Below are 20517 nucleotides of genomic sequence, written 5' to 3'. Positions count from 1 at the left end.
CTATCAGGATTTTTACAAGCGTGCACGAATCAGTAAAATTAGATTTACCTTACCAACTACTACGCTTTTGAATTTCATCTGTTTTAGAATCAATATGTTTTGCAAATTCTTTTACTTTGTGTACAGAATCATCAATTTGGCGCTTCGTTAATTGTAAACGATTTGCTAAGCTCATTAATTGTGATGGTTCTGGTGGGACAGGTTGATTTGATAACATCATTAATTCTTGTTGAATGGCATCAAAACTAAAAGTAGCATTTGTAATCATATCACAGGCTAAAACAATTTGTGATGCTGTATGGTCCACTGAATCCGCAATACGTTGATTACTATTCCAAGAACGTCCTCCACCCATGGATGAATTCATATGTTTGCCCCCTATTATTGAATTTTATCTGTTAATTCGTCAATTTCAGTAACCTTTTTACTAACATTATCTGTAAAACCATCGATTTCATCCGTTAATTTATCAACATCTTTGACATTGCGTTGTACTTCAGCTAGATTATTCAACGTATTATCCACTTTACCAGTAATACCCATAGCTACACTATCTAACATAGCCTTAACGTGTGGTGGTGCTTCTTGTCCAACCTGCGCAAGTAACATATCTACAAGCGGTCGAATTTCATTTAATGTTGTTTGTGCATTAATAAGTTCACGCGAACAAGAATTTAATTCATTGTCAATTTTATCTGATGAACGGTCAATATTTGCTTGAATATCTTTAATTTCATTTAATACTTTGTCAATTTTGTTACCTATTTCCCTTGCTGTCCCTTTTCCGATGAACATGTGGTGATGTCCCCCTTATGTATAAAGTTAAAATCTACCTAATTATACCATAGCGTAGATCCATTAGGGAATATGGCTGTTGTAGAAGTAACCCCTAATGACTATCAAATCTTCATTGTCCCAATCTCCCTGAAAGTGCATTACTATCTGAAGACTGGAATTGGCGATGTGTAACAATGTATGACTATGGAATAAAACATTAATAGTTAAAAAAGATACTTGTTTAGTAGGGTAAGAGGTTGTAGGGAAGGCGTCTGCTTGATATAATTCCTCATCACACTCGAAATATCAAAACAAAAAGACAGAATTTATTCTACATTTTTTGTAGATTAAATCTGCCTTTTTGCTTTAACAGCAACTGTCTTTGCGAAAAATTCCTTACGCTAATAAGGAATTCCTAGACAGCAACTTTGCCTTTATACACTGATGGAAGAGCTAGTTGAATTAGCTCTATCTTCATTAATTTTTACCAGATAGAAACTCGATCCTCCGGAGCTACATACATGCCATCTCCATGCTTAATCCCATAGGTATCATAGAATTGCTGGAAGTTTACAATCGTGCGGTTTACCCGAATTTTATTGGCTGAGTGTACATCGTTTTTGCTTAGAATTGCTGCAAATTCTTTTGTAGTTGTTGATTTCCACATTTCTGCATTGCTTTCGAAATATGCTTTATAATCCGGATTACTCATTTGAGATACAACTTGCAGTGAAGCTGCCATTCCACCTAAATCAGCGACATTCTCACTTAGTGTAAGCTGACCATCGTTCGACACACCCGGAATAATCTCAATTGCATTATAAAACTCAATCAGTTTCTGGTTTTTCTCTTTGAATTTCTTGAAGTCCTCTTCTGTCCACCAATTATTTGCATTTCCATTTTCGTCGTATGCAGATCCATTGTTATCAAATGCATGGCTGATTTCATGGCCAATGATCATGCCAATGGCACCATAATTTTCTTCAGGTTTAGCGTTTATATCGTAGAAAGGCGCTTGGAGAATACCAGCTGGGAACGTAATTTCGTTATTAAGAGCATTGTAAAAAGCATTTACGGTATATACGCTCGTTACCCATGCCGTTCTATCAACCGGTTTTCCTAGCTTGGCTTTCGTGTTATCAATATATGCTTTAGTTACTGTGAAGGTATTAGAGAACAGCGAACCACCTTCGTCATATGTCTTGATAGCTACTTTATCTAATGTCGTATCCCACTTATCTGGGTAACCGATTTTAACAACCATCGTATCCAACTTTTTAATTGCTTTAGCTTTTGTTGTTTCTGACATCCAATCTAGAGATTTGATTCTTTCCTCATACGTAGCAATTAACTTATCTACCATTTGTTCAACATCTTTTTTAGCTTTTGGTGAAAAATGTTTTTCGGCAAACATTTGCTCCAAGTAGCCGCTCATTGTGCTAGTTGTCTTGGCTACTGCGATTTCCTTATCTGTTTTTTCTCCTGCAACTCCGTATAATGTTGCGGCAAACTCAGTAGCAGCATCTCCGAATTCATCTGACAACAGACCGCCTGTTGCCATAAGAAGTTGTACTTTTGAGTATGCTTTAAGTACGTTAAGATTAGTTTCAGTCAAGAGTTCTGCGCCTTTTTCAGCTAGCTTCACATCGAATACAATCACTTTATCAGCACTGTCGACTTTCATCGACTTCAAGACTTGTTTCATATCTACTGTTTTGAACATGTCATCGAATAGTTCGATTGTATAAGGATTATAGTATTTATTGACATCGCCTTGTTCATGAGGGTCAAGCGATACGGAGGCTAAGCTTTTCTCCATTTCGTAAATTTTCTCGGCAAGTGCTTTTGCAACAGACTCTTCCTCACCCGATGCCACTAATAGTCTGGACAGATATTGGATATAGGCATTTTTTGCTTTCAAGTCTTCTGTTACAAAACTGTTCTTATCCAGACCAGTAGCTAATCCTGTGTAATACAAAGCATTTTCACTGCTGTTCTTTGCATCGTTCATGATTGCAAAGCTGAATAATGAGCTTAGACCCAATTCTTTCCCCAGGGTAAGATCTGCTTGCACAAGATCACCAAGAGTTTTAGCCCCATCGATTGCCTTTACATATTTTTGAATGGGCTCAATTCCCTGTTTATTTCTATTTTTTGAATCCAACGCTGTCGAATAGAAGTCCGCAATTTTCTGTTCTTTTGTTCCTTCTGCAAATTGTTTGCCAGAGAGCTCATCTATTATTTTTTCTATTTTATCGTTATTTTGCTTTTGCAGCTCAGGAAATCCGCCGCCCATGATTTCTCCTACCGGAACTGTCGATTTATTTAACCATTCCTTATTGATTGCTTCATAAAAATCGTCATTTAAATGGGAGCCTTCAAGCGTCCACATTCTCGCGATAATGTTTTGGAACTCATCGATTGTAATAGTGTCATTTGCACCTAATGTGCCGTCAGGGTTGCCCGTTAGTACGCCTGCTTTTGCCAGTTTATCGATATCTTTCTTAGCCCAATCGGGTACATCGGTGAACTCTACGCCAAATGTTCCACTGCGCAGATCATTTCCGACAGGTTCTGGTAAATCGCCGAATGCCCTGCTCAACATAACTAAAGCTTCAACTTTCTTAACTGGTTCATTCTCTCTTAAATTCCCGTTTTTAGAACCTTGCATAACGGCTTCTTTATTAATTCCTGGTTGATAAGCATCTGCTGCGATCAACAAGGTTTTAACGATCTCTCCTCTTGTCGCTGGTGACGACGTTTCTCCGGCATACACCGATGTGCTAACTGATAGGACCATTATGATGGCCATGAGTAGGGATAAAAACTTCTTTTTCATCTTCGTGCTCCTCTATAGCTGATTTGTATAAATAAAGGTAAATGGGTAGAATTTAGGATTTCTACCATTTGTCCATTGTAGTTTATTTTTTCCAGTTTGCAAATATGTTAAGTCGTTTTTTCATTTTCAAGAGAGCCATTTTTCGCTAATAGAGCTTTTAAATTAGAGCCGACAAGTAAAATCACATTAAAAACTGTACTAAGAAATCTAATTAATTATTTTAATAAACCTAAACACTATTAATAGTACTAAGTATCAGTTTAATAGGTTCTTTATTCTTAATTTGTTGGGACAGGGATACATCACCATAAGCGGTACCAACCAAATGCTTTATCACATCTATGCATCCACCAAGTAAACGACCTTGTATTTTAATTTTTCCACATCCCCAATATTTTTATTCTGTTAAATTAACAACACATGGAGATGGAGAATTATGTTTCCGTTTTTTGGTATTTAGCTGAAGAGTGTTGAAGGACCGATTCTTCACTATTTGTCGATAATACAGACTGTCACATTGCCGTGGTGTCACCTGAATATTCCCTCTTAAATCTACAAAATTTGTACCATAGCAGTAGCTACTCCTGTTTTTCAGCTCTACTTCAGGTTTGCTCTTGCACTGCATTTTCTTAAGCAAACGCAGACAAAGGCGTAGCCACAAAATACATATGACATCTACCCCTCATATTTGCAGATTTCACCTATTCCTTATTTAGAATATCGAAGAAAGAAAAAAAATTAACGAACCGCTAATTTTTACATAATTTTGTATTTCAGACTAAAGTTGTAAATACAATTTTATATTATGTTGGTAATATAAGGCTGTAGTGAATTGAGGTTACGGATTTTAAAGGAGGAATAATTTTGAATTACTACATTTGTGAAACATGTGGGGCGCAATATGAAAAATCAGTGGAAGAGCCAAAGCAATGTACTATTTGTTCAGAAGAAAGACAATATGTTAGTGTAAATGGGCAGACTTGGACAACTTTGGACAACATGATTTCTTCTGAAATTTATAAAAATAACATTAATCTTGAAGAAGATGGATTATTCAGTATTACAACTAGTCCAACATTTGGGATTGGACAAACCACTTATTTAATTCAAGAAAAAGGTTTTAATTTGTTATGGGATTGTATTTCATATATTGATCAAGAAACGATTGATAAAATAGAGATGTTAGGGGGAATTGATGCCATCGCATTATCTCATCCTCATTATTATTCAAGTCAAGTTGAATGGGCAGAAGCTTTTAATGCACCTATTTATATTCATGAGGATGATAAAAAATGGGTTACACGAACTAGTGACAAGATTATTTTTTGGTCTGGTGAATCTCTTACTTTACAGAATGGGTTAACTCTTTATCGTATGGGTGGTCATTTTAAAGGAGCCACAATACTAGAATGGAGAAATGGTTATCAACAAAAAGGCATATTACTAGTGGGAGATATCATTCGTGTAGTGGCTGACCGCAATTGGGTAACATTTATGTATAGTTTCCCTAATTTTATTCCACTTCCTGTTCAAACAGTGGAAAGAATCTTAAGTCAAGTAGAGAATCTACACTTTGAACGAATATATGATGCTTTTCTCCGTATTGTGAAAAAAGATGCAAAACAATCTGTTCATAACTCAGCTGTAAGGTATATAAATGCTATAGAGGGTAAGCTATTCACTACTTAAGTTAATATTACTTTATTAGAAGGATTTTCGATTGCATGCACATCGAAGTAATTCACCGTTTAATGGGGCATGAAAAAAGTGAAACTACTCGGATATATGTACAACTAAGTGGAAGGCTTAGAAAAGACCTTAAACAAAAATACTTTTAGTTTATTTAGAACAGAGAAACATCATAATAACTGTTTCTCTGTTCAATTAATGCCCTCTGTTAGTTCAACAATTACTGTATTATTTTTTTCACTTTAAAGTCCCTATCCAAACATCTCCTTTGTCGAGACTATATTGCAGGTAACTCCCGAATTCATTTTCAAATTTTATGGTTTCATAGGCTTCTCCCTTAATTTTTGATACTTCTTTTTCAGTTAAACTTCCTTCTTCTAACCATTCATTCAAGTCGTTTTCATCGTAATAATCAATCTCTATGTGCAAATCCCACTGAAATTGTTCCAACTTGTCCCTCAAAGAATGAAATTTATAGAAAGGAAATTCCTTGTATTCTTTCCTTATTTCAAAGGGTTTATTATAGAAATCAAGACAATCTCGATAGGCAACGACAATTTGTGAATTGATAAAATTAGGATCATAAAGCCAGATTTTTAAATAAAACTCTTCATTTTCATCCACCATTTTTTGATGCCACTCCAAGTAAACTTCAATCATTGAATCAAGTAAAAGTCGATTATACCAATTGGGAGGATTTTTTCGTACCCATGCATAAAAGGGATGAATCCATAATTTTTCGTATTGTCTTTGGTAATTCCTTAAACAGTCGATATTTAAATTGATTGCGCTTTGCTTCCATCTTTCAATTTTTCTTTTATGTCTCTTCCAACCTCGTATTTTTTTCTTTTTTGAGTAATAAAGCACTTGTACACTTCCTTTTATCATCAAATAATGACTCCCTCTACTACAATCCACTGATCCCTCACATATACTTCTGCCATGCATGAACAAGTTCTCGAGATGAAAATTCATCCATTTTAATACATAATTGTATTGTATTTCTTCTTTCTGTAGCTATGGCGAAACTTTTATGGAAAACCATCTTAAATATTGAACCAATGACTACAATCTTAACTATTAGCCAAGCATTATTTCTTTATGATAGACTGTACTATATTTGATTACAAAAAAGGGGGGCTATTCGATGACCCAGCAGAAGTCCAATAAGGCGGCTTTGTATATTTTAATGTTTAATATGTTTATCGCAATGGGGAGTATTGGGATTATTATTCCTGTCATGCCAGAGTATTTAAAAATTTTCGGTGCAGCAGGACAAGTTCTAGGTATGCTAATTGCAACGTTCGCCTTAGCTCAATTCGTATTTTCTCCAATTGCTGGGAATCTTTCGGATCAGTATGGTCGTAAAAATTTAATTATTTTCGGTCTAATCGTGACAGGTCTTGCACAAATCGGTTTTGGGCTTGCTACAGATGTTTGGATGCTCTTTTTGGCTCGCTTTTTAGGCGGTCTAGGTTCCGCATTTATTGCACCTCCAATTATGGCATTTGTAGCCGACGTCACAACCTATGAAGAACGAGGTAAAGGAATGGGTATGTTAGGTGCTGCCATGTCTCTTGGTTTTATGATTGGACCAGGAATCGGCGGTTTCCTTGCAAAGGTAAGCTTACATTTTCCATTTTTCACAGCTGGGGCTGCTGCCATTCTAGCATCTATTTTATCTTACTTTTTATTGCCAACTACTAAACCAAATACAGCTCAACAGAAGCAAAAGCAAGAAAATCTGGCCAAGCAAATGGCGCGTTCCATACATATGCCTTATTTTGTCATGCTCATTATCATGCTTGTGTTCTCGTTCGGAATTGCAAATTTCCAAACGACATTGTCATTATTTGTGACGGAAAAGTTTAACTACACACCAGTAGACATAGCGATTATATTAGTTGTCGGTGGTGCTTTTGGGGTAGTTGTACAAATGTTTATTATTACACCACTTTTTAATCGCTTCGGCGAAATGAAAGTAGTGTTAGTCAATTTATTTATTGCCTCCGTTGCTATATTCTTAATATTATTTGTTTCTGGCTTTACTCTTATATTAGTAGTAGCAACTATTTTCTCTACAGCGACAACATTAATTCGTCCTGCTGTTAATACACTCATCTCAAAACTTGCAGAGAAAGAACAAGGGTTTGCTGCTGGTTTGAATAATGCTTATATGAGTCTAGGAAATATGATTGGGCCAGCATTGGCAGGTTTATTATTTGACTGGAATATGAACAGTCCGTACATTTTCGGTTCTATCATATTATTAGCCTGCTTCTTCCTTGCACTCATCTGGACATTGAAAAAAGCACCTCATTTGATGCATCCCGATACGAAATAGTCTGAAAAATCATTGACTATTTTTAGCCGTATGTTACATTAAAGTTGGTCAACTAAATTGAATGCTATTAACCACTAGGGGAGCCTTTAAAAGGCTGAGATGTATATGTTCATATACGGACCCTTTGAACCTGATCTAGTTCATACTAGCGGAGGGAAGTGGCGCTACTTGCTATTTTCATTGTATATGCAAGACCGCTTCCTATTGTTTAAAGGAAGCGGTCTTTTTATTTTTTCTAGTGAGCATTATCAAAAGGAGTGAACTTCATGTCAATTCGTAAATTAACAGTCATGGCTTTATTAATAGCCATTGCCGTTGCAGGCTCTACCTTCATATCCATACCGACCGGGATCGCACGTGCCTACCCTGTTCAACATGCTATTAACGTGATAGGTGCAATTATTCTAGGGCCTGTACCAACAATTGTAGTTGCCTTTCTCACTGCCATCATCCGTATTCTTACTGGGACGGGCTCTTTATTAGCTATCCCGGGAAGTGTCATTGGCGCATTATGTGCTGCTCTTACCTATAAATACAGCCATAAAATGTGGTTAGCTGGTATTGGCGAAGTTGTCGGAACAGGTATTCTTGCTTCACTCATTGCAGTGCCGTATGCAAAGTTACTAATAGGGACATCGGTAGCTGCATTATTTTTCATGCCAGCCTTTTTAACCTCAAGTACGGTCGGGGCTATTTTAGGTGTTGCCGTTGCTAGCAGTTTGCGAAAAACAGTGTTAGTAAAGCATTTTAAATCATCACTTTATTGAGTAGGTCAAAAGAGGTTTCCTTCTTTATCTTGAACGAAAGTCACACTTTTTGTTCACTTTGTTTCCCTTTTATCTCTATCAATACAGCTTCCCCAATTAATACAATAAAGCAGTGCAAAACCGTTACATTTTGCACTGCTTCTACCATATTATGATCGTTTTTTCATACCCTTTAATAATTGTGCAACATTCGTATCTTCTGCCTGTACAGGTTTTTCCTCAACCAACTGCTCCTGTTTCTTTGGTTTAGCTAGGAAATTCCATCCAAAACGTCTTAATGTTATATCGATAAAGAATAGAAGCATAGCTGCTAGAAGTAGCCATGTAGCAATATTTTGGCGGTCTGCTCCTTTTTTGGTAAAATCACGAAAAACATCTTGTGGTTCTTTTAACATTGCACCACCAGTTTGTTGGGTTAGTTTTTCTACCAGTTGATCATTAACAGGAAGTAGTTCATATTCGGCGCTATAAGGAACACTTAATCCCGCCTGGTAAATGGCCTGCTTGTCATCAGCTATACGGAAGAAAATTAGTCCAGGTTCTGCCTGTACTACTGCTCGAACTTGAGAAGCGGAAATGGTTTCAAACTGTGTCTCTAGTTCTTCCCCTGCTTCATTAACCGCTACAATATCTAAAAATGCTGCTTCATTTGTAGGATCAGTAATCATAAATGAACCATCTGATTCTAATCTAACATCATAGGCAACATCATTATAGCTTGGGAGCATTTGGGAAATAAGTGTTTGCCAAAATGTTCCCCAGTCCTGCCATCTTGCCCAATCCCCTGCCCACTTACCTGTTGAATCTGAAGTAAAGGCGAAAGTTTTACCAAGACCATACTGCCACTGTGCTAACACTGGATCTTCCTTCTCACTTTCTGCGATCACTGTAGCACCTTGTTTTGCCGTTGTTCCAATATAAGCATTCATTTGAGGAACGCCATTGGCAAATAGCGCATTCCATCCCGCAGCATTATAAATAGCTGGATAAAATGGATTATCTTCAATGTAGGTGCGGGAAATCATAGCCGTTTCACGAGATAAAATGGAAGGAATGGCCTGCTCATCTATAACATCATAGAAACGACCACTGCCCATGTCACTCAGTGCTTCTAGTAAGTTAGCGTCTGCATCCTGCCCAATAGCTACTGTTGATAATGTTATACCGTTATCTTTTCCTTCAGCAATTAAATCCTCGTAATTCCCTGATTGTGATTGCCCATCCGTTAAGAGAATAATATGCTTACGTTGCAGCTTTAAATCTTCGAGGTTTTCATAGGCTTTCGCAAGCGAACTATAAATCTCTGTTCCACCACCTGGTGTTACCGATAAAATGGTATCTACTGCTTCTTCTTTACTGCTAAGAGGCCCAGTCTCTATAATTTCCCAAGGACGATCATCAAAGGCGATAAACCCTAATGTATCTTCATCTCGCAACATTTCAACAGAACGTGCAGCTGCTTCCTTGGCAAGCTCTAGCTTTGATCCTTGCATACTACCAGAACGGTCAAGCACAATGACTAACCCTAATGATGGTAATTGCTCTTTTCCCTTAATTTCCATTTCCACAGGTAATAATGTTTCAATTGGCGTTTTGAAATAGCCACCTAAACCAAAGCTATTCTCTCCACCCACCATGGTGAAACCAACACCAAAGTTCTTTACTGCTTGCTCAATAACACTCATTTTAGCCTCACCGACCAAGTGACCAGGCACATTATCAAAAATGATAGCATTATATTGCAAATAGCTGGACAGTTCATTTGGTAGACTTTTAGCCTCTACAACATCATAGGCAATCGATTGATTACCAAGTGCTGCTGCGATAGGTGATGCTGTTTCATAACCATTGACAATGAGTAAATGTGGTTCGCTTTGTACCATTGTGACACTTGTTAACTTATTGTTTTCGAAAATAGCATCCTGCCCTACTTGAACAACTGCCTCATATTTTACAAGCCCTTCAGCAGTGGCTGCATGTTTATAGGTAAACACATTCGTGCCTTCAGTAAGCTCAACTGCCTCGCGGTGAATCAGCTCATCATTTTCATATAATAACAGCTCGCCTTGACCTGCAGTTGTAGCATGAATTTCAGTTACTAATTGTTGCTGCTCTCCTACATAAGCAACCTGAGGGGATACAAAGCTTTTTAGCGAAACATCATTGACAATTGGTTGACTAAAAGGCACAACATCTACACTAATATTCGATCCTTTAAACTTCGTGGTAAATTCTAAAGCATCTCCTTTTGTCTCATTGCCATCTGTTAAAAGCACAAGACGAGTTGCTTTTTTCGGATCAACAATACCTGTTGCTAGCTGTAGACTTTGTTCAATATTGGTTTGATCTGTAGCCTTTATTTCTGTAAGCTTTGGTACGTCTTTTAATGTTTTTGACAATATGGCTTCTGTTTGTAAAGTAGAGGAAAATGAATACACCCCTGCAAGCTGTGGATCCTTTTTCGATTGTAGACTTTCCTGTATAAACTGAACCATCTCATCTTCTGTACCATTCATGGAAGCAGAACGGTCTAGCAAATATACGATCTGCTCTTCTTTTATAGGTAGTAATAGATATGGACCTGCAAGTGCAAAAACTAAACAGCCAACTGCCACTATGCGAATAGCAAGGACAACGATATGACTCTTTTTGAGTCGTTGCCGTTCACGAAAGTAAGTCCATCCAAAATACAAAAGTAATGGAAGCAATAGCAACAATACTAATGGCATATCAATTCGTAAATCCACGACGTCGTTGCACCTCCCACTCTGAAACAAGTAATACTAAGATAATAAGAATTAGCCAAGGTACGAAAGAAGCCTTTGAAGTCCCTTCCTTTCCAATGGTAGGAATGTCGCCTAGTGTATAGCTTGTTCCCTCTTCAATGACACGTTCTTGTGCTTGCAATTGCACAATAAAATGTTTTTCTTCATTATTTGAACGTACCATATAAATGCCTGGTTGTTTTGGCGCAGCTAGCATGCCCATCGTAACAGATGATAGAAACTCCTCTTCTTGTGAATAAACGCTCCAGTCTCCTTGGGCTAAAGCTACTGCACGTTGTTCATTTGGTGTAAAAATACCAAGTGAACCAACTGCTTCTGATAACTGCTGCTCAGTACTCCATAAAAATAACGGGAATGATGGATGTAATGGCCAATCCGTATCAGCAATATCCGCTAATACAACGATATCACCTTTAGGAGAACGTTGTATGAACGGCTCGTCTCCAATAGTCGCAATGGTTTGGTATGTTGAAAATCCAGGATAAACAGCACTAACATAAACATCCTTTAGTTCGCTAAAAGCAAATAAAGCGTCACTTGTAGTACTTACCGTTCCACTTGTCTCCACTTTTTCTGCATCATCACGACCAAATAATACAAGAGGTTTCTCCATCTTTTTCAATAAAGCTGTTTGATTTGTAATGACCGTAGCATCCTGATTGTCAGCTACCTGCAAAGAAGGAACGATTTTCACGCCACTACTAACTGTTTGAAATCCTTTTTGTATCAGTTGATGCATGCCTTGATCAACAACAATTTCTGAAGTTGCCGTTTGTAGTAAAACAGTTTGTTGATTGTCGATGGCATAATCATCTTTCACATCAATAAGAGCTGTCATCGATTTATCTAATGGCAAATCTTTAAATGTCTTTGTAATAGCTTCATTTGGAGGCACAATGACACTCTCTGCTACTACCTTTTCACCCTCTGCATTTTGTAAAGCTAATGTGACCTTTTGCTCAACATTTGTATCATTATGAAGCTGCACAAGTGCCATCGTAACCTGTCCATCTGTTGTAGCAGCAAAGCGTGTAATGGCGATATTTGTTAAATCCTTTGCTGCACCTCTTACTAGCCATTTCACAGAATCTTTGTCCATTGGTAATTGTTTTTTATCAAGTGTATCCGTAAAGACGTAGATAGAAGTTGGTGTATCTCCAACAAATGCTTGGGCTATATCAAGCGCCTTATTCATTTCAGCTGTTTCATAGGTTACTTGTAAATCTTCAATAGCTTTTTCAATTTCTTTAGTATTTGTTTCTTGCTGTAATACGGCTTTTGGTGCAGCACCAGTTGTAATCAATGTGACTGGTCTGCCATTCAATTCATCCATCAACGTCAACATTTCCTGTTTATGTGTATCAAAGGTTGATTGACCTTTGCCTGCCAACATCGTAGCTGAAGTATCTACAATGAAAATTGTCTGTGCACCAACAATAGTTGATTTTTTCACATATGGATTCATGAGTGCTAATACAAGCATTAGCAATGCTAGTAGTTGTAAATAGAGTAAAGCATTTTTTTGTAAATGCTTCAAATAAGGTGATACACGTGTTTCCTGCATAATCTCAGACCAGAAAAGTGTTGAGGAGACAGTTTGATCCGTGTATTTTTTACGAAAGAAATAATAGAGTAGGACAATGACCGGGATGATGGCCGTCCAGCTAAACATAATTTGACTAAAGCCCAATACGGCTCACCTCACCTAATCCAATGTGCTTTTAATAATTGCTGGAAGATCGCATGTTGCAATCCATCTTCCACTTTCAATTGTAATTTTCGAACGCCAAAGCGACGACAAATGGCTTCAAATTGTTCTTCATGTAATAACCTTCTTGCATGGTAGGTTTCTAGTACTTTAGAGGACATCGTCACATTGACGTCATTATCTGTTTCACGGTCAAGAAGGCGAACGTCACCCGAATAATTTGGTGACAGTTCTTCTTGTGTAACAATTTGTACAATGCGAACATCTCCAGCGTAACGTGGTAGCCTTTTTAACATCTGTTCCCATTCCTCAATTGGCTCTAACCCATCTGTGACAATGAATAACACTGTACTATCTTTAGGTAAAGCTTTTAATGCACCTTGGGCAAAACTATTTGAATAGCTCGCTTTCTCTATATCTGTTATTACCTGTAAAAAGGCACGGCGATACATTGCACCCTTACGTCGAAATGGTGGTTTCACTTCATCTTGGACAAATGAAAAAGACAAACGATCATCTCGACCTAGTACCATTAAACCTAGGGATGCCACGATTTGGCGAGCGAATAACCACTTTGCATCCTCTCCCATAGATTTGGTAGCATCTAGTAAAATGTGTACACGCATCTCTTGCTCGTCTAAAAATCTTTTAATAAAGTATTTATCCGTTCGCGCAAAGACGTTCCAATCTACTTGACGTACATCATCACCTAAATGGTATTCTCGAAAATCCGAGAAATCGAGTGAAGCGCCGAAGCGTTGTGAACGATGCGAGCCCTTGTGCTGCCCGCGTAGTTTGGAGGACGTCGCTACTTGAAAGCGACTGATTTTCGCTAACCAGTCTTCGGGCAATAAGTATTTTACTGTCACTTACTAACACCTTGCTGGATTTTTTCTAAAATGACATCAATCACATCATCTGCTGTTTTCCCTGAAGCCTCCCCTTCATAGTTCAGCAGCATTCGATGACGTAAAACTGGTTTTGCAACAGATTTAATATCAGCTACAGAAACATGGAAACGTCCATTCATTAGTGCTCTTGCTTTTGCTAGCTTTATTAAGCTTTGCAAGCCACGTGGACCACTACCATACATAGCATATTGTTTAACCTCGTCAAGAGCCTCTGGTTTTTCAGGATGTGTAGCCACCACTAGATCAGTTGCAAATTCAAGCATTTCATCTGCAACCATTACTTCTTTCACCATTTGTTGTGCTTCGATAAGAGCCTCTGTATTCATGAGCTTCTGTAAAGTAATTTCCTGAGCGCCTGTCGTTCGCTTCATAATTTCCATTAGCTCACTTTTTTCAGGATACGGTACAAGTATTTTACAAAGGAAACGGTCCATTTGCGCTTCAGGTAATGGATATGTTCCTTCCATTTCAATAGGGTTTTGTGTCGCTAATACGAAAAATGGTTTCGCCATTTTTTTAGTATCCCCTAAAATTGTCACCGTTTTTTCACCCATTGCTTCTAACAGGGCACTTTGTGTTTTCGGTGTTGCACGGTTTATCTCATCAGCTAATACCATCTGACTAAAGATTGGCCCATGCTGAAACGTAAATTGCTGTTTACCATCGGGTGTACGTTCAATCATACTTGTCCCTGTTATATCTGCTGGCATAAGATCTGGTGTAAATTGAATACGTGAAAACGACAGATCAAGTACTTCAGAAATTGTACGGATTAACATCGTTTTCCCTAGACCTGGTAAACCTTCTAACAATGCATGACCATCCGCTAGCACTGCATACAAAGTATAATCAATCGCTTCTTCTTGCCCAACTATGAAGCGATGAATTTCTTCTTTAACTTGTTGTAATTTCTTACTCATTTCTACATATTGTTGCTCTGTAAATGCCATTTCTTTTCCTCCTACTGCGACTCAATCGATGTGAAATAAGATTGCACAACATTTTGTAGATCCTTCGGTAATTGTAAACGCTCCGAGCTTTCTAAATAGCTGTCTTTATAAGAGCCCATAACTTCTTCATACGGTCTAATTGAGCCCTTTGTTATTGGACCATTTCCTTGTTGCTCGGATACGTGCGAACCATCTCCTAATGCTCCACCATCCATTGATGTCTCACTTGACCCACCAATCCGATTCGGTGTCGTTAACAAATTTCGACTTCCTTGGCCGCTTCCTGCTCCCTGACCAAATCCATTGCCTTGCCCTGAGCCTGAGCCTTGCCCCTGTCCTTGACCTTGTCCCTGACCTTGACCTTGTCCCTGCCCTTGTCCTTGTCCCTGCCCTTGACCCTGACCTTGTCCTTTACCTTGTTGATTTGAGCTTTGACCTTGGCTATTACTGTTCTGTTGTTGTGAACCACTTTGTGCATTGTTTTGACCAGACTGACCTGCTTGACCTTGCTGATTGCTTGGATTGGAATTACCAGATGACTGTTGATTGTTTTGATTGTTACTGCTTGCATTATTGGCACTGGCAATCGCATTTTGTAAGGAATTACTTGCTGGTTTACCAAGCTTACTCATAGCTGTTTGTGTGGCATTTGCATTTTCTGTTAGCCCTTGTTGCATTTGAGCTAACTCATTCAGCTGCTCAACTTCTTCCTTCGATAAACCTTGTCCTTCGGCAGCTCCATCTTGACTAGCTGTTTGCTTATCCTTTAATTGCTGCTCCTTAAGCGCTAGCTCCTTTTGCTTTTTCACAACCTCTCGTAATGCCTCTTCTGCTGTTTCAGCCTCTTTTAATGTATTTTGAAGTTCCTGCAATTGCTCTTTTACTTCTTTTGTTTGTGCTTTTTTCTCCAGTTCAGCAACTTCCTTCTTCATATCTTCAATAACAGCCTGCTCTTTTTCAACCTCTATGGCTTCTATTTGTGTAGCTGCTGGGAACATATACAGAATTGCCAGTACTACCACTGTGACAAATAAGCCGATAAATGCCTTGGGACGAAACAATTTTTTCTTTCGAGCCTTAAATTCCGTAAAAGCTTTTTCAACATTTTGTATGGCTTTTGATAATAAAGCTTGAACAAGAGGGTCTTGATCATCTTTAAAGGATAAAGCTGTAACCAACTCATTATGTGAAAAATAGTGATCCAGTGTATGCAAAGCTTCTTTTTCTTTGACACGTCTCCACCATATGTAAACGATCGTCGCCACCATCATGATAACGAAGACGCCTATCGCTATTTGGCGATAATACGGCCAGACAAATAGTCTTGAAATAAGAACGAGAGAAGCACTCGTAAGCAATGCCAAAAACAAACCGTACTGTACAATAGGAATGCTTCTTTCAAGTGTTAAACTCGACTTTGCACGCTGAATATATTTTCGTAACTGCGTACGACGCTCCATAACAATTCCTCCTTACCGGTTGCTTTTCATGTTGGCACGTAATTTTTTAATCGCAATGGTTAAACAAAGTACAATGATTAATACATAGGCGATTAAATAAGTAATCCATACAGGTAGTTCCACACCAGAAAGCTCAGCTAATGCATCGCCCATTTCTGGTGAAATAAGTGTTAGCATCAATGCGCCCGGATTAATAGATGCCCAGAAATAGGTCATAAAGGAGGTACTTGTACCAATGGCGTTCCCCATCTGATGAAAGGCCATTGTTAAAAAGAAGAAGAATGCTGTAATACCACCTAAAAAAATAATCGAGCCATAAGTGGCAATCATGGCAACAATTGTTCTTTTCGTAATCGTTGAAAACATAACGCCAATACTACCTATTGCTACTACAGTGACTAAATAAAATAAGAATATGGAAATAAGCTGTGAAGGGGATACCCCACCGAATAAGAATACTAAACTATATAGTGGTAAACCCGCTGCCAGCATCAACACTAGAAATGCTACAGAAGATAATAATTTACCAACAACAATTTGTGTAGAACTTTGAGTCGTTGTTAGTAAAATATTTAATGTTTGCTTTTCACGCTCACTACTAATTGCTCCAGCCGTCAAACTAGGTGTAATAAAAAGAACTAATGCCATTTGTAAGATGGTTAATACAGCAAACATCATAAAGCTTGTTTCAGGTCTAAAGAAGCCCCGGCCAGTAAATTCAGTCGTAAGCAATAAAAACCCTGCAATGAAAATACAAAGTACTGCTAAATAAAACATCAATCCTGAGAAGCTTTTAAAAGAACGGAAGCGTAACTTCAATTCTTTTACCAGTACCGGATTATTAAATCTTTCCATCATTGATTGTCCGCTCCCTTCGTAATCGCCATAAAGACATCCTCTAAATCTTTCTCTTCTTCACTCAATGCATAAATCGGTAAATCTGCAAGCATGGCCTTTTTCAGTAATGCCACCTGATCTGCATCTGTACCACGATAATTAAAGGCTATTTCTAAACGATTGTCGATAACATCAATAGATGAAATATGAGGATCTTCCTCTAAAAATGCACGTACTTCATCCATTCGATCTGTCACTTTCAGTGCAATGCGCTTTTCTCCCTGTAGTTGTGCCTGAATTGCAGCTACATTGCCATGCGCAATTAGTTTGCCATTATCAATGACGCCGATTTCATCACACATCTCAGCTAGCTCGGGCAAAATATGTGAAGAAATCAAAATTGTTTTCCCCATGGACTTTAAATTTCGTAAAATATCTCGCATTTCCACACGTGCGCGAGGATCTAATCCTGACGCAGGCTCATCCAAAATTAATACCTTTGGATCATGGATAAGTGCACGGGCTAAACATAAGCGTTGCTTCATTCCCCGCGATAATAAATCAACGTATTCATAGCGTTTACTAGTTAAATTCACAAGTTCTAATAGTTGTGGAATTAGTACTTGTCGCTCGGCTAGTTGAATTCCATAGCTCGCTCCATAAAAATCCAAATATTCATCTACTTTTAACTGATCGTATACACCAAAGAAGTCAGGCATGTAACCAATTTGTTTTCGTACTTCCTTTGGTTCCTTCACAACACTTTTACCATTGATCAGGGCATCACCAGAAGTCGGTGACAATAATGTTGCTAAAATAGAGAATGTTGTTGATTTACCTGCTCCATTAGCACCAACAAATCCAAATACAACGCCTTCTTCTAAAGACAAGTTTAAATGATCTAGTGCTGTAAAGGAGCCGTATCGTTTCGTTAAGTCACGAATTTCAATCATTATTTTGCCACTCCTTTCAGCTCTATGTCTGGTAACTTCGTTTGCTCTCCTGATTGATCTGGACCATATTTTATTTCAATTCGAAGCTCACCATCTTGATTAATGTACTTTGTAATCTTTTCCGTAAACACTTGCTTTGTATCAACCAACGGCTCATACACGTTCGTTTCATTATTCCAGATTGACAGTTGCATACGCTTGACATCCTTATTAGAAATTGTCATTTCATTAAGTGATTTAACAGCGTCCATAAATTGATCTGGCATGGCCATCGTTACTTCGTATAATCCATCAGATAGATACCAGTTATTTAATTCCTCATCAATTTTTTCATAATGTCCACTTGCTGATAGTGGCGTTAATGTATACGTAAAGTTATTGCGTTTCATTGTAAATGGACCTGATAGCTCCACTTTCCCCTTAAATGGTTGAACAAGCATTGTAATTGGTGACATATTTGCACTAGTTTCAAGTTCAACCCCTACAATAGCTTGATCTGTCCACGCTGTAAGTATTGGCTGTCTATCATTTTCTACAAGTGGTAATGCTAATGTTTTCATTCGTTCAATACGCATTGGGTCTACCTCATCCTTCTTCGATGGGTAAGTATAATTATAGTTATTGTATACAGACGGCTTTTGAAGAACGGTTGTTTTCAGTTCCTTATCGACCTGCAATGTACTATTCGCTTCAATATCACCTAATTTCACTTCTTTCACACCAGAGATTAACGTGACATCCTTTAGTGCGAATGGGAAATTATTTTTAACCGTTCCTGTCAGTTTTTCATTTTTCAATGTTATATCAATATCCATCTTGCCAATATTTTGCGCTGCCGTTTTTCCTCCAAAAGATTGCACAGACCAATAACTTAAATCACGTAATGTTAACGTTGAACCATTGGCACTTTCTTTAATATAAGAAGATTCGTGTAATGCTCCCATCGTGCCTGTGAAATTATTATTATTTCTTAGGGCAACGGCAGTCGTGTTTTTATCAGCATTGACCACAAAATCACCACTACGATTCGTTAAAATAGATTCTACATAATAACCATTCAAACTACTATCTTCGTTTACCTTATAAAATGCAGATTGTTGAACTTGTGGCTGCATAATACGATCCTTCGCTCCAACAATAAAGAGAACAATCGAAAGGACAATTGAGATTGACGGAATAATCCACCATGCGTGCTCACGCTTGTCCATTTTTTTCAGGACAACATAAAGAATTGGCCCGATGATTAAAATATAAAGAATAATGACGATAAGCATGTAACTCACTGATACTTCGAAAGATGGGAATAATTCGTTAATATTGCGCAGCTCATAAGAAATTTGATCGAGTGGAGATTGTCCCTGTCTCATCATCCCTTGCTGTGAAATAGTTTGGACATCAATCATTTTAGCGATAAGTGCAGCATAGCCGTCCATTGAAGCAAGTGGTTGATCTCCTAAAGAGAAGGCTGTTTGAATAATTTCTCCACTACCAACTTTTTTCTTTGATGCTAACACTGCGTTATTTTCTGTTAGTACGGGTAAACTTCCTTCACTACTAGTAGCTGAATAAATCGAAATAGGCTGCGTAAAAATGCCGCCTCCTGATAATTTTGTTAAAGCCTCTGCAGAAATCGACGTCATTTCTTGTGATAATGACAAAGGTAAATACTCTTTAAAAATACCTGCTGTTGCATCGATTTGATCAGCAGCTCCTAAGAGTAATGTGCCACCATCCTGTACCCATTTTAGTAATGATTCTTGTTGCTTTTGTGTTAAGTCGGCAATAGCCACTTCATCTACTACAATGACATTAGCCATAGCCAGTCCCTGTGGATCCTCTGGGAATGTATAATCTTTTAATTGATTAATATTTAATAGTTCCACATTACTCTGAGCAACAAATGTTGATAAACGCAAAAATGCCGATAAGCGATCACTTTTATCTGTTAATGTATAAATAAATGTTGAAGAGGGATCTAAAAAGTTTGCTTGTAGGCGCTTCGTTCCTTTATAAGCAACCTTTTTTCCTTTTTCAATGCTCCCTTCATAAAAGGCAAATAAATCGGCGTCCGAATAACTATAGTCAGCTAAACCATCCAGATAGAACGTAAATGTCTTTTCTTCTCCAGCTGCTATATCAATTGGAACGACGAGTGCTGATGCAGCCTCATAAGAATTGGCAGAATTAATCGCCATATCCCCAGAAAAATCTGCACCGTTATTTTTTACTGTAACTTGTAGTGGGACCACTGATTGATATTTAGCTTTACCTGAAATACCTGCTGTTGCTTTGACCTCTAACGTAGCAGCAGCACTCGCCTGTGTTGAAGGGAAAATAAAGCTAATTACAAGCATGACTAATAAGGTCAGTGCCGTCATTTTTATCTTTTTCAAAAGCTCAACTCCTTTTTATGTAAATAGATGGTTACATAATTATACGATTTAAATTGCATTTTGTTCCATTTCTTATGATTTCTTCATGAATATTCATAAACTC

General features: G+C 37.9%; 15 protein-coding genes and 1 riboswitch. Of the genes, 3 read left to right on the top strand and 12 right to left on the bottom strand.

Annotated features, from left to right (window positions below; genetic code table 11):
* Positions 1-49: 49 nt before the first annotated feature.
* The 3 genes from GJU32_RS11660 to GJU32_RS23840 all read right to left on the bottom strand — a co-directional run bounded on the left by GJU32_RS11660 (position 50) and on the right by GJU32_RS23840 (position 3616).
* On the bottom strand, positions 50-367 hold the full coding sequence (locus GJU32_RS11660) for a hypothetical protein (protein WP_155592119.1): 318 nt from the start codon (positions 365-367) through the stop codon (positions 50-52).
* A 14-nt stretch (positions 368-381) separates the two neighbouring features.
* Positions 382-795 (bottom strand): hypothetical protein, encoded by a 414-nt coding sequence (locus GJU32_RS11655; RefSeq protein WP_155592118.1) that lies wholly within the window; start codon positions 793-795, stop codon positions 382-384.
* A gap of 466 nt (positions 796-1261) precedes the next feature.
* On the bottom strand, positions 1262-3616 hold the full coding sequence (locus tag GJU32_RS23840) for a M13-type metalloendopeptidase (protein WP_155592117.1): 2355 nt from the start codon (positions 3614-3616) through the stop codon (positions 1262-1264).
* Positions 3617-4477: 861 nt separating this feature from the next.
* Between GJU32_RS23840 and GJU32_RS11645 the strand changes: the two genes are divergently transcribed.
* The gene (locus GJU32_RS11645; RefSeq protein WP_196426673.1) at positions 4478-5305 is read left to right on the top strand and encodes an MBL fold metallo-hydrolase; all 828 of its coding nucleotides are present in this window, start codon (positions 4478-4480) and stop codon (positions 5303-5305) included.
* 237 nt (positions 5306-5542) lie between these two features.
* Here GJU32_RS11645 and GJU32_RS11640 read toward each other — a convergent pair whose 3' ends face one another.
* Complete coding sequence (locus GJU32_RS11640; protein ID WP_155592115.1) at positions 5543-6193, bottom strand: hypothetical protein; 651 nt, start codon at positions 6191-6193, stop codon at positions 5543-5545.
* 259 nt (positions 6194-6452) lie between these two features.
* Between GJU32_RS11640 and GJU32_RS11635 the strand changes: the two genes are divergently transcribed.
* Both GJU32_RS11635 and thiW read left to right on the top strand, forming a co-directional pair.
* Positions 6453-7649: an MFS transporter gene (locus GJU32_RS11635; protein WP_155592114.1), complete on the top strand. Its 1197-nt coding sequence runs from the start codon at positions 6453-6455 to the stop codon at positions 7647-7649.
* Between the two features lie 66 nt (positions 7650-7715).
* Positions 7716-7823: riboswitch (TPP riboswitch) on the top strand.
* A 92-nt stretch (positions 7824-7915) separates the two neighbouring features.
* Entirely contained in the window at positions 7916-8416 is a 501-nt protein-coding gene (thiW, locus tag GJU32_RS11630; RefSeq protein ID WP_155592113.1) for an energy coupling factor transporter S component ThiW, read from the top strand.
* Between the two features lie 149 nt (positions 8417-8565).
* Here the strand turns inward: thiW and GJU32_RS11625 are convergent, their stop codons facing one another.
* From GJU32_RS11625 to GJU32_RS11590, 8 genes are read right to left on the bottom strand one after another with little or no spacing between them, the layout of a single operon-like run.
* Entirely contained in the window at positions 8566-11163 is a 2598-nt protein-coding gene (locus GJU32_RS11625) for a VWA domain-containing protein (protein WP_155592112.1), read from the bottom strand.
* Positions 11147-12892, bottom strand: a complete 1746-nt coding sequence (locus GJU32_RS11620) for a vWA domain-containing protein (protein WP_155592111.1) — start codon at positions 12890-12892, stop codon at positions 11147-11149. The genes GJU32_RS11625 and GJU32_RS11620 overlap by 17 nt, the downstream gene beginning before the upstream one ends.
* A gap of 11 nt (positions 12893-12903) precedes the next feature.
* Positions 12904-13779: a DUF58 domain-containing protein gene (locus GJU32_RS11615; RefSeq protein ID WP_155592110.1), complete on the bottom strand. Its 876-nt coding sequence runs from the start codon at positions 13777-13779 to the stop codon at positions 12904-12906.
* Positions 13776-14771: an AAA family ATPase gene (locus tag GJU32_RS11610; RefSeq protein WP_155592109.1), complete on the bottom strand. Its 996-nt coding sequence runs from the start codon at positions 14769-14771 to the stop codon at positions 13776-13778. The genes GJU32_RS11615 and GJU32_RS11610 overlap by 4 nt, the downstream gene beginning before the upstream one ends.
* An 11-nt stretch (positions 14772-14782) precedes the next feature.
* Positions 14783-16231, bottom strand: a complete 1449-nt coding sequence (locus tag GJU32_RS11605) for a hypothetical protein (RefSeq protein ID WP_155592108.1) — start codon at positions 16229-16231, stop codon at positions 14783-14785.
* A 12-nt stretch (positions 16232-16243) separates the two neighbouring features.
* The gene (locus GJU32_RS11600) at positions 16244-17089 is read right to left on the bottom strand and encodes an ABC transporter permease (protein ID WP_155592107.1); all 846 of its coding nucleotides are present in this window, start codon (positions 17087-17089) and stop codon (positions 16244-16246) included.
* Positions 17086-18021 carry an ABC transporter ATP-binding protein gene (locus GJU32_RS11595; protein ID WP_155592106.1) on the bottom strand — a complete coding sequence of 312 codons (936 nt, stop codon included), beginning with the start codon at positions 18019-18021 and terminating at the stop codon, positions 17086-17088. Before GJU32_RS11595 ends, GJU32_RS11600 begins: the two co-directional genes overlap by 4 nt.
* Positions 18021-20414, bottom strand: a complete 2394-nt coding sequence (locus GJU32_RS11590) for a hypothetical protein (protein ID WP_155592105.1) — start codon at positions 20412-20414, stop codon at positions 18021-18023. The genes GJU32_RS11595 and GJU32_RS11590 overlap by 1 nt, the downstream gene beginning before the upstream one ends.
* Positions 20415-20517 lie beyond the last annotated feature (103 nt).

Origin of the sequence: Lysinibacillus cavernae (genome assembly GCF_009724685.1) — a bacterium.
Classification (GTDB): domain Bacteria; phylum Bacillota; class Bacilli; order Bacillales_A; family Planococcaceae; genus Lysinibacillus; species Lysinibacillus cavernae.
The sequence above is the reverse complement of the archived record's forward strand: the minus strand, read 5'-3'. Positions and strand labels throughout refer to the sequence as shown.